The sequence below is a fragment of the Streptomyces sp. NPDC046122 genome, assembly GCF_056429965.1.
In genome coordinates this window covers 559,184-575,025 of record NZ_JBWKLQ010000002.1, presented here as the reverse complement: position 1 = coordinate 575,025, position 15,842 = coordinate 559,184, and the positions used below count along the sequence as shown (strand labels likewise).

The following is a 15,842-nucleotide window of genomic DNA, read 5'->3' as shown; positions in this document are numbered from 1 at the left end:
CGGAGTCTCACCCACGTGCACCGCGCCCGGTGAGGGGCGCCTGCTGGAGCGGTACGGGCTTGCACACAACAGGAGTGTCCGGAGCCTCGAACGGTTCCCCACCTGTGCGTTCCCCGGGTTCGGGTTCCCTGGTCACCACGTCCTGCGGGGCCGCGATCCGCGCCACCCCGCACGGCACCGCACCCGTCGCGTACGGCAGTCGCAGCACCCCCTCGCGCGTCCAGAGACCCGCCCCCCGCACCCACCCCTGGGGCGCCGCGAGGTGATGCAGCCGCCGTCCCGCCGGACGCCACACCCCGACCCAGCTCCCCGCCGCACCGTCGACCCGCAGCGCCACCGCGCAGCTTTCCGGAGTCAGGACCTGTCCGGGCTGCACCGCGAACGGCACCACGGCGACATCGGCCGGTCCCAGGCACTCCGGGAAGCGCACCGGCAGCATGCTGCCCAGTACGCCCCACCCCAACCGGTCGCGTCCCGGCGCGTCCGACCGGATCAGCAGCAGCCCGCTGTCCGGATCGGCCAGCAGCAACCGGTCGTTGCTGCCCTCCGTGATCTGGAGCAGCGGCGTGACCTCCCCGCCCCGCTCCAGGTCGACGGCCACCGCCTTCGTCACCCCGTCGGCCTCCCGGTCCAGGGCGAGCATCCGGCCCGTACGGTCGAGCCACACGCCGCCCGAGCAGCGCCCCTCGACCTCGGCCACGTGCTCGGGGCCGAAGGCGCCGCCCGCCACCTGCCAGATCGTGGTGGAGCGTTCGCCGACGGACAGGGCGTACGCACACCTGCCGTCCGGGGCCGGCGGCAGCAGTTCCAGCCGCTCGCACTCGACCGCGCCCACCGGCACCTCCCCGGTGCGCGGTCCCGTCGGATACAGCAGAGCGAACGAGTGCCGCCCACCGCCGCCGGCGAAGGCGTGCGAGGCTCCCCCCTGCTTCCGGTGGATCAGCACCCGCCCGTCCGCCAGCGGCAGCAGACCGGTGTCCGGCTCCTCGGGCTGGTCGGCCGGCAGCGGCACGGCGTACGGCTCGGGTCCGTCCAGCGTCCACCGCTCGGGGAACCGCGCGTCGCCCTCACCGGCCAGCCGCGCGGCGTAGGAACCGTCGGCGGCGATCGTGAACACCGCCTCACGCACCGCGTCACCGTCGGCCGCGGTCTCGATGGCACAGGCCGTCATCAGGCCATCACCTCCGGCGAACGAAGCTAGTTTTCGCACTTCCTGCCGAACAACACAAGACTGCCCACTTCACACATAAGGGTGGCCGCTGTCCGGTTCCGCTGAGGTCCCGGGGGCTGATGTGCTGGGAGAAGTCCCCATGTCGACAAATGAGGTGGCGCGGCCGGCTCTTTCCGGAGCTCCCTGACGGCCGTACGACGCCGTGGTGCCGCCGCTGAGGCACTCCTCGACGCCGCCACCCCCGACCGGAGCGCCGGGGCGGACGCCGCCCCCCGCTCTCGACGACCTGCGCGGCCACCCGTTCGAACAGAGGGGGCCGGCCTGGTGGAGCAGAGGGGCCGGCCTCGGTCGAGCAGGGGGCCGTCGAGCAGGCCGCCCACACCATGGCGGGCGGGGCACCCGGCGCAGGTAACCTGTCTGCGTGCCCCGTCTGTCTGAAGTCATCGCCGCGCTCGACGCCCTCTGGCCCCCCGAGCGGGCCGAGAGCTGGGACGCGGTCGGTACGGTCTGCGGCGACCCCGACGCGGAGGTGACCCGGGTCCTCTTCGCCGTCGACCCGGTCCAGGAGACCGTCGACGAAGCGGTGAAGCTCGGCGCGAACCTGCTGGTCACCCACCACCCGCTCTACCTGCGCGGTACGACGACGGTCGCGGCGTCCACCTTCAAGGGCCGCGCCGTGCACACCCTGATCAAGAACGACATCGCGCTGCACGTCGCCCACACCAACGCCGACAGCGCCGACCCCGGGGTCTCCGACGCCCTCGCCGGAGCGCTGGACCTGCGGGTCACCGGACCACTGGTCCCCGACCCCACCGATTCCTCCGGGCGCCGCGGCCTCGGCCGCGTCTGCGAACTCGACCCTCCGGCCACCCTCGGCCACTTCGCCGCCCGCGTCGCCGCCCGGCTGCCCGCCACCGCGCAGGGCATCCGCGTCGCCGGCGACCCGGACGCGCTCATCGGCCGGGTCGCCGTCAGCGGCGGCTCGGGCGACAGTCTCTTCGCCGACGTACGGGCAGCCGGCGTCGACGCCTTCGTCACGGCCGACCTGCGCCACCACCCGGCGTCCGAGGCCCGCGAACACACCCCTCTCGCGCTGATCGACGCCGCGCACTGGGCCACCGAATGGCCCTGGTGCGAGCAGGCCGCCGCGCAGCTGGACGAGATCTCCGACCGTCACGGATGGGACCTGCGCGTCCACGTCTCGAAGATCGTCACCGACCCCTGGACCTCCCACCACGCCCCCACGACCGCCCTTCCGACGAGCGCTTCGCGCGCCCCCTTTGATCCTTCTGGAGCCCCCAACTGAACGCCGCGCCCGCCGACCAGATCCGTCTCCTCGACGTACAGGCACTCGACCTGCGCCTGTCCCAGCTCGCCCACCGGCGCACCTCCCTGCCCGAGCACGCCGAGCTCGAATCGCTCACCAAGGACCTCGCGCAGCTTCGCGACCTGCTGGTCGCCGCGCAGACCGAGGAGAGCGACACCACCCGCGAGCAGACCAAGGCCGAGCAGGACGTCGACCAGGTCCGCCAGCGCGCCGCGCGCGACCAGCAGCGCCTCGACTCGGGCGCCGTCTCGTCGCCCAAGGACCTGGAGAACCTCCAGCGCGAACTCGTCTCCCTGGCCAAGCGCCAGGGCGACCTGGAGGACGTGGTCCTCGAGGTCATGGAGCGCCGCGAGTCCATCCAGGAGCGCGTCGCCGAGCTGACCGAGCGCGTCTCCTCCGTCCAGGCCAAGGCCGACGACGCGACCGCGCGCCGCGACGCCGCGTTCGAGCAGATCGACGGCGAGGTCGCCACGGTCACCAAGGAGCGCGAGGTCGCCTCCGCGACGATCCCCGCCGACCTCCTGAAGCTGTACGAGAAGCTGCGCCTCCAGTCCGGCGGCGTCGGCGCGGCCCGCCTCTACCAGCGCCGCTGCGAGGGCTGTCAGCTGGAGCTCAACATCACCGAGGTCAACGAGGTGCGCGCCGCCGCCCCCGACGCGGTGGTGCGGTGCGAGAACTGCCGCCGCATCCTGGTCCGTACGTCCGAGTCCGGCCTGTAGCCGTGGGGCGCAGCTTCGTCGTCGAGGCCGACGGCGGTTCCCGGGGCAACCCGGGCCCCGCCGGTTACGGCGCGGTCGTCCTCGACCCGGAGACGGGGGAGACGCTCGCCGAGGCCGCCGAGTACATCGGCGTCGCCACGAACAACGTCGCGGAGTACAAGGGTCTGATCGCCGGGCTGCGCGCGGCGCACGCGCTCGCGCCGGACGCGACCGTCCATGTCCGTATGGACTCCAAGCTCGTCGTCGAGCAGATGTCCGGCCGCTGGAAGATCAAGCACCCGGACATGAAGCCGCTCGCGGCCGAGGCGGCCACGGTCTTCCCGCGCGTACGGGTCACCTACGAGTGGATCCCGCGCGAGAAGAACAAGCACGCCGACCGGCTCGCCAACGAGGCGATGGACGCGGGCAAGAAGGGCAAGAAGTGGGAGCCGTCGGCCTCCACCGCCGACCTCGCCTCCCGTGCTTCCGCCGAGCCGCGCGTGGTGGGCGACGCGGTGGCCGGTGCGGCGAAGGCCCGGGCGGCGATGGGGCGCGCCGCGACGGTGGCCGAACCGCTGACCCTGCCGGAGGCCGCCGAGGCCGAGCCGGTCACCGCCCCCGCCGTGGGCTGGGGCGCTTCCGCGGACCTGGGCGCGCCGTCGACCTTCGTGCTCCTGCGCCACGGCGAGACCGCGCTCACCCCCGAGAAGCGGTTCTCCGGGAGCGGTGGCTCGGACCCGGAGCTTTCGGCGGTGGGCCGCCGGCAGGCCGAGGCGGTCGCCACCGCGCTGGCCGCGCGCGGCACCGTACAGGAGATCGTCAGTTCCCCGCTGCGGCGCTGCCGTGAGACGGCGGACGCGGTGGCGGCGCGGCTCGGACTCGACGTACACGTCGAGGAGGGCCTGCGCGAGACCGACTTCGGGGCGTGGGAGGGCCTGACCTTCGCCGAGGTCCGCGAGCGGTACCCCGACGACATGAATGCCTGGCTGGCTTCCCCAAAGGCGGCCCCCACGGGCGGCGGCGAGAGCTTCGCGACGGTGGCGCGGCGGGTGTCGACGGCCCGGGACAAGCTGATCGCCCGTTACGCGGGCCGCACGGTCCTGGTCGTCACGCACGTGACACCGGTCAAGACGCTGGTACGGCTGGCCCTGGGAGCGCCGCCCGAGTCGCTGTTCCGCATGGAGCTCTCGGCGGCGTCGCTGTCGGCGGTGGCGTACTACGCGGACGGCAACGCGTCGCTGCGCCTGCTGAACGACACGTCGCACCTGCGCTGAGCCCGGTGGTGACGGTTCCGGGTGCCGGGCCTACGGGAACGGCATTCGGGCCCGCCGCAGGCGCTATTGGCGCAGCCCCGCCGCCTCCCGGGCCAGCGCCTCCACGCGGCCCCAGTCCTTCGCGGCCAGCGCGTCCGGGGGGAGCATCCAGGTGCCGCCCACACAGCCGACGTTGGGCAGGGCCAGGTACGAGGGGGCCGTGGCCAGGGTGATGCCCCCCGTCGGGCAGAAGCGGGCCCGGGGGAGCGGGGCGCCCAGGGATTTCAGGTACGGCGTGCCGCCCGCCGCCTCGGCCGGGAAGAACTTCATCTCCGTCACGCCGCGCTCCAGCAGCGCCACGACCTCCGACGCCGTCGAGACCCCCGGCAGGAACGGGACCCCGGACGCCGCCATCGCCTCCAGCAGCGCGTCCGTCCACCCGGGGCTGACCAGGAAGCGGGCCCCGGCTCCCACCGCGTCGGCGGCCTGGGCCGGGGAGATCACCGTGCCCGCGCCGACCACGGCGTCCGGCACCTCGGCGGCGATGGCCCGCACCGCGTCCAGCGCGGCGGGCGTCCGCAGCGTCACCTCGATCGCCGGCAGCCCGCCCGCGACCAGCGCCCGCGCGAGCGGCACCGCGTCGGCGGAGTCCTCCAGGACGACGACAGGGACGACGGGCGCGAGGTCGAGCACGGAAGTCATGCCGCCATCCTGCCGTCGCCTCACGCTGTGCGCAACGACCGTTGCGCATTGTGCAACGACATGCCCGTGTGCGGCGCCGATGGAACGGTGGCCCTCGCACGTCGACGCGCGTCAGCGGATCACCACCACGCCACCGCGCGTCAGTGGATCTGCGTCACCACCACGTCCAGTGCCCATGCCTTGCCAGCCTTGGCCGGAGCCGTGGCCTCCACGACGTATCCGAGATCCCGCAGCACCGTCACGAGCTCCGCCGGTCCGGCGGGAGCCGCCCCCGCCACCAGCAGGTCCCGTACGATCCGCCCCTTCGTCGCCTTGTTGAAGTGGCTGACGACCGACCGCTTCTCGACCCCGCTCGCGTCGGTCTGCGCGTGCAGCACCCGCACCGTCGCCGTGCGCCCCGCCACGTCACCCTTCGGCTTCCACGCCGACGCGTACGCCGACGACCGCAGGTCCAGCACCAGCCCGTCGCCCGCCGCCACCGGCATCGCGGCGGCCATCGGCTCGCGCCAGTACGCCCCGAGCGCGCCCAGCGCCGGCAGCTTCACGCCCATGGAGCACCGGTAGGAGGGGATCCGGTCGCCGACCCCCACCGCGCCCCACAGCCCGGAGAAGACCAGCAGCGACTGCCGGGCCCGCTCGCGCGCGGCCGCGTCCAGAGTGGCGAGGCCGAGCGCGTCGTACAGCACGCCCGTGTAGATCTCCCCGGCGGGACGCGCCCCGGCGGTCCGCAGCACGACGTTCTTGGCGATCTCACCACGCAGGCCCTCGCTGAGCCCGAGGACCACCCGCGCCTTCTCCTCGTCGGCGGCGCACAGCTCCACCAGCTCGTCCAGCACCGCGGCCCGCGCTCCGGCCAGCTCCGGCAGGGAGAGGGACTCCGGCTTCAGGGGCGCGCCGGACCCGCTGGCGGCCTTTCCCTCGGAGGGCGGCAAGAGGACGAGCACGGCGGAACTCCTTCGGATACGGACACACCAACACGCCAGGGTAAGCGGAGTCCGCTGTGCCGCTCGGCCCCACCCGGCCTACGCTCGGACCATGCCCCGTCGCCCCATCCATGTGACCGGCGCACCGGAGGCCCCTCTCCGGGCGGCCCTGCGCACCCTGCGCGGCACGCTCGACGTGCCGCGCGCGTTCCCGGCGGAGGTCCTCGCGGAAGCGGAACAGGCCGCGCAGGCGCCCCGGCTGCCCGCGTACGACGCGACCGGCGTCCCGATGTTCACCATCGACCCGCCGGGTTCCGTCGACCTCGACCAGGCGATGCACCTGGCCCGCCGCGCGGGCGGCGGCTACCGCGTGCACTACGCGATCGCCGACGTGGCCGCCTTCGTCAGGCCGGGCGGCGCCCTCGACGCCGAGGCCCACCGCCGGGTGATGACGCTGTACTTCCCGGACGGGAAGGTGCCCCTGCACCCGCCGCTGCTCTCCGAAGGGGCCGCGAGCCTGCTCCCCGACCAACCCCGCCCGGCCCTCCTGTGGCGCATCGACCTCGACGGGCACGGCCGCACCGAGTCGGTCGACGTGCGGCGCGCGCTCGTACGCAGCCGGGCGAGGCTCGACTACTCCGGCGTCCAGCAGCGGATCGACGCGGGCACGGCCGAGGAGCCGGTGGCCCTGCTGCGGGACGTCGGGCGGCTGCGCGAGGAACTGGAGCGCGAGCGCGGCGGCATCTCGCTGAACGTTCCGGAGCAGGAGATCATCGAGCGCGGCGACTCGTACTTCCTCGGCTTCCGCGCCCCCCTGCCGGCCGACGGCTGGAACGCCCAGATCTCCCTCCTCACGGGCATGGCCGCCGCCGACCTCATGACCGCCACCGGCACCGGCATCCTGCGCACCCTGCCCGCCGCCCCGCTCGGCGAGGTCGCGCGCCTGCGCCGGTCGGCGAAGGCGCTGCGCATCGAGTGGCCGCACCACACGTCGTACGCCGAGATCGTCCGTTCCCTGGACCCGACGAAGGCCGCGCACGCCGCGTTCCTCCAGGAGTGCACGACGCTGCTGCGCGGCGCGGGCTACACCGTCTTCACGAACGGCGAGGTCCCCGACCCGTCCGTCCACGCGGCCGTCGCCGCCCCGTACACGCACTGCACGGCCCCGCTGCGCCGCCTCGTCGACCGGTACGCGGGCGAGCTGTGCGTCGCCGCAGCGGCCGGCGAGGAGCCGCCGCAGTGGGTGCTCGACGCACTGCCCGGCCTCCCGGGGCGGATGGCCGAGGGGACGCGGCGGGCGGCGGCCGTCGAGCGCGAGTGCGTCGACATCGTCGAGGCGGCGCTGCTGATGGACCGGGTGGGCGAGCTGTTCCACGCCCACGTGGTCGACGTGAAGGAGCGCGACCGGTCCGTCGGCACGGTCCACCTGGAGGACGTGGCGGTGGTCGGCCGCGTGGAGGGCGGCGACGGCGACCTCCCCCTCGGCGAACGCATCAGGGTCCGGCTCACCCAGGCGCACCCGGAGTCGGCGAAGGTGGTGTTCGCCCCCGCGTGACGGCGGCGACGAGCGCGCGCGGGTCGTCGGCGTGGAAACGCACGGCCCGTGCTTCGGCGCGCGCCCCGAGCGGCCGCGAGTAGGCGACGGGTTCGGTCAGTTCCACCAGTACGGTGGTCTGTCCGCCGACGCCGAGGCCCAGGACACCGTCCTCCTTGGCGGCGGAGTAGCGCCGGTCGACGCGTACGGAACCGATGACGGCGGCCGGGACGCGCACGTCGTAGAACCCGGCGTACCGGATGCGCAGCGAACCGTCAGCCGCCACCACGTGCGGCCGGGTGACGCAGCCGGCGTGCAGCCCGAGGATCTGGACGATCGTGTAGACGTCCAGGAAGAGCACGACGGCATGCACCGCCGGCCACGGGATGAGCAGCGCCAGCATCACCGTCTCGACGACGGCGACGAACAGCAGGCCGTACATCATCGCCGTCTGCGGCCCGGTGTACGGCGCCGCGTACACGCCCGGCCCGCCGACCCCGTGCCGCCGCCGGGCTGCCCACAGCGCGAGGCTGTGCAGCGCCCGCAGTTCGTGGCCGACGATGCGCAGGAGGCGCACCGGTGCGGCGGCGCGCACCGCCGCCCAGCCCCCGTCGGCGTACAGCCGCCACACCCGCACGCCCTGCCACACCAGCAGGCCGAGCACCAGGGCCTCGGCAGCGGCGATCAGCGGCAGCGGCACGCGGACCCCGGCCAACAGACACGTGACCAGCGCGATCTCGGCCCCCGCGACGAAAATCCCCGAGGTCGCCCGCCCCGTCATCGCCGCAGCCTCTCCGCGAGCAGCTCCATCACCCGTCGTACGACGGCGGCCTGGGCGGGAGCGAAGTCCGCGAGCATGGCCTCCCCGTACGCACCCGCAGCCACGACCGGCCCCTCGGCCGGGATCGCCGCGATCACGGCGTCCGGCACGGCCGCCGCCAGCTCGTCCGCGAGCGGCCCGATCCGGGCATCGTCGAGCGGGGCGCCGGCGAGCGCGTCGAGCCGCTCGTACAGCGCCGGCATCCGGGGGTCCCGGCTCACCGGCGCGAGCGCCGTGAGGACGTCGTCGCTGCGCCCGTCCCCGGCCAGCAGGGTCAGGTGCGCCCGGTCCTTCGCCGCCGACGGCGAATCGGTGACCGGCAGCGCGCCCAGCAGGCCGGCCAGTGCGGGCGGGAGCGGCCCCTCGGCGGGCAGCGTCCCGGCCTCGGCCTGTGCGAGCAACTCTCCGAGCCGCTCGCGCCGCCGCCGGATCTCCGTCTCCTGGCGCGCGAGGTCGTCGTCGAGTTCACGCAGTACGACGGCGAGCTCGGCCCCCGCGTCGTCGGCGAGAACGTCCCGCACCTCACCGAGCCCGAGCCCGAGCTCGGTGAGCCGCCTGATCCGCGCCAGTACGACGGCGTGCCGCACCCCGTACACCCGGTACCCGTTCGCCCGCCGCGGGGGCTCGGGCAGCAGCCCCTGATGGTGGTAGTGCCGCACGGCCCGCGGGGTGACCCCGGCGAGCGCGGCGAGTTCTCCGATCCGCATGCCCCCAGTAGAAACCCTGACGCTGCGGCAGGGTCAACTGCACCGTCCCCTTCGGCAAGGCACTCACCCTTCCCGAGCCTTTCGGCTTCGATCTGGAGACGGCGGCCTTCGTCTGAGCCGCCCCGCCCCGGCGGGTAGCATGGTCGGCACGGCAGACGAGCCGGGCGGACGGCCGCGTGGAGATCCCCGGATCTCCCCGAGGAACGTCCGGGCTCCACAGGGCAAGGTGGTGGCTAACGGCCACCCGGGGTGACCCGCGGGACAGTGCCACAGAAAACAGACCGCCAAGGACCTCGGTCCTCGGTAAGGGTGAAACGGTGGTGTAAGAGACCACCAGCGCCTGAGGTGACTCAGGCGGCTAGGTAAACCCCACCTGGAGCAAGGTCAAGAGGGGGCGTCGCGAGACGTTCCTGCGCGGACGTTCGAGGGCTGCCCGCCCGAGTCCGCGGGTAGACCGCACGAGGCCGGCGGCAACGCCGGTCCTAGATGGATGGCCGTCGCCCCGACGACCGCGAGGTCCCGGGGCACAGAACCCGGCGTACAGCCCGACTCGTCTGCCGCTCACCCCCGGCTTCCGCCTGCGGGGGCTCCGCGTCCGCCGGCACGCGAGTGGCATCCGCGGGTGCGGGGTTCGGCCGGTGTGCGCATCCTTGACGGGAGTGTCCCAGCGAGTCGAGGAGTCCTCCCGTGGTCATGACCGCCGATCAGCTGTCGGAGCCCGCCGTGCGGGCGTTCGTCTCCGCCGTGAACGCCAACGACCGGGCGGCGTTCCAGCAGGTTCTCGCACCCGGGGCGACCATGTCCGACGACGGCACGGAGCGCGACCTGGCCGAGTGGACGGAGCGGGAGATCTTCTCCTCGGACGGTCGGATGGTCGTCGAGACGGAGAAGGCGGGCGGCCGGTCGCTGGTCGTCCGGTACAGCAACGACACCTGGGGCGAGATGCGCACCGCCTGGGACTTCGTCGTGGACGGCGGGAAGATCACCCGTTTCGAGACGGGGCAGGCCTGAAGCCTGTCCCGTCTCGCGGGGCTCCCCCCTGACGGCTCACGCCGTCACGCGTTCACGCCGGTCCCGTCCGGGGTGCGGGTGCCGTCCGCGGCGTCGGTCGTCCCGTCCGGGATACGGGCGCCCGCGCCGCCGACCCCGACCCGCGCGTCGTCCGCGTGGAGTTCGACCGTCAGGACACCGGGGCGGCCCATGTCGGCGCCCTGGTGGAGGGTCAGCACCGACTGGCCGGGGACGAGGCCCAGTTCGCGGGCGTACGCCCCGAACGCGGCGGCGGCCGCGCCCGTCGCCGGGTCCTCGACCACGCCGCCCACAGGGAACGGGTCGCGGACGTGGAACGTGGTGTCGTCCTCACGCCACACCAGCTGCACCGTCGTCAGGTCCAGCCGGCGCATCAGCGCCGCCAGCCGCTCGAAGTCGTACGACAGGCGTGCCAGCCGCTCGCGGGTCGCGGCCGCCAGGACCAGGTGGCGTGCGCCCGCGTACGCGACGCGCGGCGGGAACGCCGGGTCCAGGTCGGCGGCCGGCCAGTCCAGCGCCGCCAGCGCCTCCGCCACATCTTCCCCGGCCACGTCCTCGACGCGCGGCTCGACGCTGGTCAGGACGGCGCGGTAGGTGCCGTCCGCGCCCCGGGTCACCCGCACCGGCACCGTGCCGGCCTGCGTCTCGAAGACGATGTCGCCGCCCCGGCCCCGGTGCTCGGCCAGCGCGACGGCCGTCGCCACCGTGGCGTGGCCGCAGAACGGGACCTCGGCCTTCGGGCTGAAGTAGCGGACGGCGAAGGCGCGTCCGGGCTCCAGTTCCTCGGTGAGGAATGCCGTCTCGCTGTAGCCCACCTCCGCCGCCACGGCGAGCATCGCCGCGTCGTCGAGCCCGGCCGCGTCGAGGACGACCCCGGCCGGATTGCCGCCCTCCGGGTCGGTCGAGAAGGCGGTGTAGCGCAGGACGTCGGTGCCGCTGATTGACTTCATACCGGGGCCAACGGGCGGCGGGGCGCCGGTGTTCCCTCAGCCCCGTCCCACGTACGGCATCGTCGTCGCCATCACCGTCGCGAACTGCACGTTGGCGTCGAGCGGCAGCTCCGCCATGTGCAGCACCGTCCGCGCCACGTCCCGTACGTCCATCACCGGCTCCGCCATCAGCCCGCCGTGCGCCTGGAGGATGCCGGTCTGCATCCGCTCCGTCATGTCCGTCGCCGCGTTGCCGATGTCGATCTGGCCGCAAGCGATCCGGTACGGCCGTCCGTCCAGCGAGAGGGACTTGGTCAGGCCCGTCATGGCGTGCTTGGTGGTCGTGTACGCGATCGAGTGCGGCCGGGGCGCGTGCGCCGAGATCGAGCCGTTGTTGATGATCCGGCCGCCCTGCGGGTCCTGGCCCTTCATCTGCCGGAACGCCGCCTGCGCGCACAGGAACGAGCCCGTGACGTTGACGTCGACGACCGAGCGCCACTCCTGGTACCCGATGTCCTCCAGCGGCCCGCGCGGGCCGAACGTGCCCGCGTTGTTGAAGAGCAGGTCGAGGCGTCCGTACCGCTCGCGCACGGCGGCGAAGAGCGCGTCGACCTCGTCCGGGAGCGACACGTCCGCCCGCACGCACAGCGTCTCGCCGCCGGCCTCCCGCGCCGTCTCCTCCAGCGGCCCGGTACGCCGCCCTGCCAGCGCGACCGACCAGCCCGCGCCGGCCAGGGCGCGTGCGACGGCGCGGCCGATGCCCGAGCCGGCTCCGGTCACCAACGCGATCTTCGTCTCAGGGTTCATGGGCCAGCAGCGTACGTGACACGTACATGGAAGCGCGGCGACGCCCCGCACCGCTCTCCTGGCGGTGACCACACCCGTCGGGAGAGGGGAAACGCCGCATGTCAGAGCGCGTCGGCCGGGTAGCGCACGCCGATGCGTCCGCGCACCGCGTCGAGCGTCCGCATGACGGCGAGGGTGCCCTCCAGCGGGACGAGCGGCGACTCCTTCTCGCCCGCGCGCAGGCAGCGCATGACCTCGGCGGCCTCGAACCGCAGGCTGTGCCGGCTGTCGACCCCGGCGGTGAACTCCTCGGGCTCCGCGCCCTCCCGGTGCAGGACGAACCGGTCCGGGTAGAAGAAGCCGCGCCCCAGCTCGATCCGGCCCTTCGTGCCCGTCACCGCCGCCGTCATGGGGGTGTCGGCGGTCAGGGAACAGCTCAGCAGCGCCGTCGCGCCCGCCTCCCAGCCGAGCAGCATGCCGGTGTTCAGGTCCACGCCCTCCGGCGACAGCAGCGTGTCCGCCTGTACGCGGTCGGGCTCGCCCAGCAGCAGATGTGCGAACGACACCGGATACACCCCGAGGTCCAGGAGCGCCCCGCCGCCGAGGGCGGGGTCCCGCAGCCGGTGCTCCGGGCCGAAGGGGCCCGCGAGCCCGAAGTCGGCGTGCACGGTCCGCACTTCACCGATCGCGCCGTCCCGCACCAGCTCGGCGAGCCGGCGGACGACCGGGTTGCAGTACATCCACATCGCCTCCATCAGGAAGCGGTCGTGGTGCCGGGCCAGGGCGACCAGCTCCCCGGCCTCCCGGGAGTTGAGGGTGAACGCCTTCTCGCACAGCACCGCCCGGCCCGCCTCCAGGCACAGACCCGCGGCGGCCCGGTGCGCCGAGTGGGGGCCGGCGACGTACACGACGTCCACGTCCTCGTCGGCGGCGAGCTCCGCCCAGCTTCCGTACGCCCGCGGTATCCCGAACCGCTCGGCGAACGCCTTCGCGCCGGCCGTCGTACGGGAGGCCACCGCGACCACCTCCGCGCCGTCGGTGTCGCGCATCGCCAGCAGGTCGGCGGTGAACGACGACGCGATGCCGCCAGTGGCCAGCACGCCCCATCGCACGGTTTCCTTGTGCATTCCAGCCCCCGGGAAAAGGTCTCGACCACTCGGGACGAGCTGAGAGCATAGGTGCAGATTCAACGACATGGAGACGCGAATGCCGGAGACAGGCCAGTCCACGCAAGGTCACATATCCGGCACAGGGGGAACCAAGCAGCGCAATTCGCTCCCCCTCGCCCGTCGCGCGAGCCTCCTGGTCACCCTGGTGCTCGGCGGCCTCACCGCGCTGCCGCCGCTCTCCATGGACATGTACCTCCCCGCGCTCCCGGAGGTCACGCGGTCCCTCGGCTCGCCGGCCGCCACCGTGCAGCTCACCCTGACCGCGTGCCTCGCCGGCATGGCGCTCGGGCAGCTCGTCGTCGGGCCCATGAGCGACCGGTTCGGCCGCCGCAAGCCCCTGCTCCTCGGCATGACCGTGTACGTCGCGGCCACCGCGATCTGCGCCTTCGCGCCCACCATCGAGCTGCTGATCGCCTTCCGGCTGCTCCAGGGACTCGCGGGGGCGGCGGGCATCGTGATCGCGCGCGCCGTCGTCCGCGACCTGTACGACGGCGTGGAGATGGCCCGGTTCTTCTCCACCCTCATGCTGATCTCCGGGGTGGCGCCGGTCATCGCGCCCGTCATCGGCGGACAGGTGCTGCGCATCACCGACTGGCGGGGCGTCTTCGTGGTCCTCACCGCGGTGGGCCTCCTTCTCACCCTCGTGGTGTGGAAGTGGCTCCACGAGACGCTGCCGCAGGAGCGGCGGCACGGGGGAGGCGTCGGCGAAGCCCTCCGTACGATGCGCGGGCTGCTCGCCGACCGGGTCTTCACCGGCTACATGCTGGCCGGAGGCATGGCCTTCGCCGCCCTCTTCGCGTACATCGCCGCGTCCCCGTTCGTGGTCCAGGAGATCTACGGGGCATCGCCCCAGACCTTCAGCCTGCTCTTCGGCCTCAACTCGGTCGGCCTGATCGCGGTCGGCCAGATCAACGGCAAGCTGCTGGTGGGCCGGATCAGCATGGACAAGGTGCTGGCGACGGGGCTCTCCCTGATCGCCCTGGCCTCCCTCGCGCTCCTCCTCATGACCGCCGGGGTCTTCGGCGAGGTCGGCCTGGTCCCGGTCGCGGCCGGCCTGTTCGTCCTGATGTCGTCGATGGGGCTCGCCCTGCCCAACACGAACGCCCTGGCCCTGATGCGCACCCCCCACGCGGCGGGCTCGGCGTCGGCGCTGCTGGGCACGTCGTCGTTCCTGATCGGCGCGATCGCCTCGCCGCTGGTCGGCATCGCGGGCGAGGCGACGGCGGTTCCGATGTCCGTGGTCCAGCTGACCTGCGCCCTGACGTCCCTGGCCCTCTTCGCGGCCCTGTGCCGCCCCTGGCAGCGCACGACCGCGTGACGACCGGTTGACGGCTCGGGCCCCCGCCCGGCGGGGGGCCGCTCAGCCCCGCCGCGCGTAAGCGATCAGATGCGGGCGGTCCTTGCGGTCCGTCCAGAGGAACAGGGCCGTGCCGGCCACCTCCACCGCCGGTACGTGCACGTTCGCCGCCAGCGCCGCCGGCCGACGGGTCGTGAGGTCCGCCTCCACCGGCGTGCGGGTCGCCGTCGTGCCGTAGGCCACGCCCGTGTCCGTCACCACCGTCAGGGACAGCGGCCGGGTGCCGTCGGCCTCCTCGAAGCAGTGCCCCGTCCCCGTCTCCAGGTCGAAGCCGAGGCTCCCCGCCACCAGGTACCGGCCCTCCGGGGACAGCGCCGCCCGCGGATGCGTTCCCGGTTCTATGGCCGGCTTCCGGCACTGCGTCCTCGCGAGCACCTTCCCGGTCGTCGCGTCGTGCACCGCCCACACGTCGTAGTCGGCCGCGCCCTCGCTGCCCCGCTTCTTCCGCCACCGCGCGAGGATCCGCCCGTCCGTCACGGAGGTCGGCACCCCGGAGGCCGCCTCCGTGCCGCCCGGCGCGTGCGTGCGGCTGTGCCAGCCGCCCCGCACCCAGAACTCCCGGCGCCCGCTCACCAGCAGCCCCTTGTCCGTCACCGCCCGCACCTGCGTCTGCACCCGGCACTCCCCGCAGCCCTTCGGGTGGCGCAGGTCCTTCGGGGACGTACGGGTCACCAGGCCCGTCACCGGATCGACGACCGCGCTGTCCGCACCGCCGTCGCTGACGAGGACGCCGGGGCCGTCCGCGCTCACGCTCGGTACGCCGGGCCAGGGCAGCTCGACCCGCTGCTGCGCACCGCTGCGCACGTCGTACACGTCCAGCGCGACGATCGCGTCGGCCGAGGACAGCGCGTCCTCGCCGACCCTCCCGTACGACCAGGTGACGAAGAACTCCCGGCCGTCCTTGGCCACCGCGAGCAGCCGGGGGAAGTGCGCGGGATCCGACAGCGGCTGCCACGCGTCACCCGCCCACCGCGTCCGGCCGCTCGCCGCGTCGACGGTCCGCAGGCGGAACCGGGTGGCGGACGCCCGCTCCAGGAAGCCCACCCGCCCCGCGCTCGCGGCGACGGCGTACTCCTGCGACGCGCCGGTGACCTCCCAGCCCCGTGCGGTGGTGTACGCCGAGGGAACGGCTAGCCGCGTCGCGGGCCCGGCCGCCGCGCTCTTCCTCGCGGGCGCGGAGGACCGGGGCGGCTTCGGCTTCTCGTCCGCGTCGTCCCCGCCCCCGCCCCCGCCCCCGCACGTGGCCAGCAGGAGCAGCAGCGCCAGGACGATCACACCGGCCACCAGAGCCACCCGTACGACCCGCTGTCCCATGGTCCCCCCGAGGGTCACGACAAGGGCGTCAGCGTAGCAACTCCCGCACCCCCCGGATCAGTTCGCCGCCGCCCCGCGACGGGCTCCACGGCCGCCCGGCGGGCGGCGTCCGGTGGACTCCGC

General features: G+C 73.9%; 15 protein-coding genes and 1 other RNA gene. 7 read left to right on the top strand and 9 right to left on the bottom strand.

Features of this window, described 5'->3' with window-relative positions:
- Positions 1 to 7 precede the first annotated feature (7 nt).
- Positions 8 to 1,171 (bottom strand): hypothetical protein, encoded by a 1,164-nt coding sequence (locus tag AC07FK_RS07450; protein ID WP_479103384.1) that lies wholly within the window; start codon positions 1,169 to 1,171, stop codon positions 8 to 10.
- 421 nt (positions 1,172 to 1,592) lie between these two features.
- On the opposite strand from AC07FK_RS07450, the gene AC07FK_RS07445 reads away from it, so the two are divergent.
- From AC07FK_RS07445 to AC07FK_RS07435, 3 genes are read left to right on the top strand one after another with little or no spacing between them, the layout of a single operon-like run.
- Positions 1,593 to 2,477: a Nif3-like dinuclear metal center hexameric protein gene (locus tag AC07FK_RS07445; RefSeq protein ID WP_479103382.1), complete on the top strand. Its 885-nt coding sequence runs from the start codon at positions 1,593 to 1,595 to the stop codon at positions 2,475 to 2,477.
- Positions 2,474 to 3,217 (top strand): zinc ribbon domain-containing protein, encoded by a 744-nt coding sequence (locus tag AC07FK_RS07440; RefSeq protein ID WP_479103931.1) that lies wholly within the window; start codon positions 2,474 to 2,476, stop codon positions 3,215 to 3,217. Before AC07FK_RS07445 ends, AC07FK_RS07440 begins: the two co-directional genes overlap by 4 nt.
- Positions 3,218 to 3,219: 2 nt before the next feature.
- The gene (locus AC07FK_RS07435; RefSeq protein ID WP_479103380.1) at positions 3,220 to 4,470 is read left to right on the top strand and encodes a bifunctional RNase H/acid phosphatase; all 1,251 of its coding nucleotides are present in this window, start codon (positions 3,220 to 3,222) and stop codon (positions 4,468 to 4,470) included.
- Between the two features lie 63 nt (positions 4,471 to 4,533).
- Here AC07FK_RS07435 and eda read toward each other — a convergent pair whose 3' ends face one another.
- Both eda and yaaA read right to left on the bottom strand, forming a co-directional pair.
- Positions 4,534 to 5,151 carry a bifunctional 4-hydroxy-2-oxoglutarate aldolase/2-dehydro-3-deoxy-phosphogluconate aldolase gene (gene eda, locus AC07FK_RS07430; protein ID WP_479103378.1) on the bottom strand — a complete coding sequence of 206 codons (618 nt, stop codon included), beginning with the start codon at positions 5,149 to 5,151 and terminating at the stop codon, positions 4,534 to 4,536.
- Positions 5,152 to 5,291: 140 nt separating this feature from the next.
- Positions 5,292 to 6,095: a peroxide stress protein YaaA gene (gene yaaA, locus AC07FK_RS07425; RefSeq protein WP_479103376.1), complete on the bottom strand. Its 804-nt coding sequence runs from the start codon at positions 6,093 to 6,095 to the stop codon at positions 5,292 to 5,294.
- A 91-nt stretch (positions 6,096 to 6,186) separates the two neighbouring features.
- Between yaaA and AC07FK_RS07420 the strand changes: the two genes are divergently transcribed.
- A complete protein-coding gene (locus AC07FK_RS07420; protein ID WP_479103374.1) occupies positions 6,187 to 7,629 on the top strand; it encodes an RNB domain-containing ribonuclease in 1,443 nt (480 codons plus the stop codon).
- Here AC07FK_RS07420 and AC07FK_RS07415 read toward each other — a convergent pair.
- Complete coding sequence (locus AC07FK_RS07415; RefSeq protein ID WP_479103372.1) at positions 7,580 to 8,389, bottom strand: hypothetical protein; 810 nt, start codon at positions 8,387 to 8,389, stop codon at positions 7,580 to 7,582. The genes AC07FK_RS07420 and AC07FK_RS07415 overlap by 50 nt on opposite strands.
- The gene (locus tag AC07FK_RS07410; protein WP_479103370.1) at positions 8,386 to 9,135 is read right to left on the bottom strand and encodes a MerR family transcriptional regulator; all 750 of its coding nucleotides are present in this window, start codon (positions 9,133 to 9,135) and stop codon (positions 8,386 to 8,388) included. The genes AC07FK_RS07415 and AC07FK_RS07410 overlap by 4 nt, the downstream gene beginning before the upstream one ends.
- 156 nt (positions 9,136 to 9,291) lie before the next feature.
- Here AC07FK_RS07410 and rnpB point away from each other — a divergent pair.
- Positions 9,292 to 9,692, top strand: an RNA gene (gene rnpB / locus AC07FK_RS07405) — RNase P RNA component class A.
- 136 nt (positions 9,693 to 9,828) lie between these two features.
- Entirely contained in the window at positions 9,829 to 10,146 is a 318-nt protein-coding gene (locus AC07FK_RS07400; protein WP_479103368.1) for a nuclear transport factor 2-like protein, read from the top strand.
- Between the two features lie 44 nt (positions 10,147 to 10,190).
- Here the strand turns inward: AC07FK_RS07400 and AC07FK_RS07395 are convergent, their stop codons facing one another.
- The 3 genes from AC07FK_RS07395 to AC07FK_RS07385 form a co-directional block, all read right to left on the bottom strand.
- On the bottom strand, positions 10,191 to 11,114 hold the full coding sequence (locus AC07FK_RS07395) for a PhzF family phenazine biosynthesis protein (protein WP_479103367.1): 924 nt from the start codon (positions 11,112 to 11,114) through the stop codon (positions 10,191 to 10,193).
- A gap of 36 nt (positions 11,115 to 11,150) precedes the next feature.
- Positions 11,151 to 11,900 carry an SDR family oxidoreductase gene (locus AC07FK_RS07390; protein WP_479103365.1) on the bottom strand — a complete coding sequence of 250 codons (750 nt, stop codon included), beginning with the start codon at positions 11,898 to 11,900 and terminating at the stop codon, positions 11,151 to 11,153.
- A 101-nt stretch (positions 11,901 to 12,001) separates the two neighbouring features.
- Complete coding sequence (locus AC07FK_RS07385) at positions 12,002 to 13,006, bottom strand: Gfo/Idh/MocA family protein (protein WP_479103363.1); 1,005 nt, start codon at positions 13,004 to 13,006, stop codon at positions 12,002 to 12,004.
- Positions 13,007 to 13,085: 79 nt separating this feature from the next.
- On the opposite strand from AC07FK_RS07385, the gene AC07FK_RS07380 reads away from it, so the two are divergent.
- Positions 13,086 to 14,366, top strand: a complete 1,281-nt coding sequence (locus AC07FK_RS07380) for a Bcr/CflA family multidrug efflux MFS transporter (protein WP_479103361.1) — start codon at positions 13,086 to 13,088, stop codon at positions 14,364 to 14,366.
- Positions 14,367 to 14,408: 42 nt separating this feature from the next.
- Here AC07FK_RS07380 and AC07FK_RS07375 read toward each other — a convergent pair whose 3' ends face one another.
- Positions 14,409 to 15,719: a hypothetical protein gene (locus AC07FK_RS07375; RefSeq protein WP_479103360.1), complete on the bottom strand. Its 1,311-nt coding sequence runs from the start codon at positions 15,717 to 15,719 to the stop codon at positions 14,409 to 14,411.
- Positions 15,720 to 15,842 lie beyond the last annotated feature (123 nt).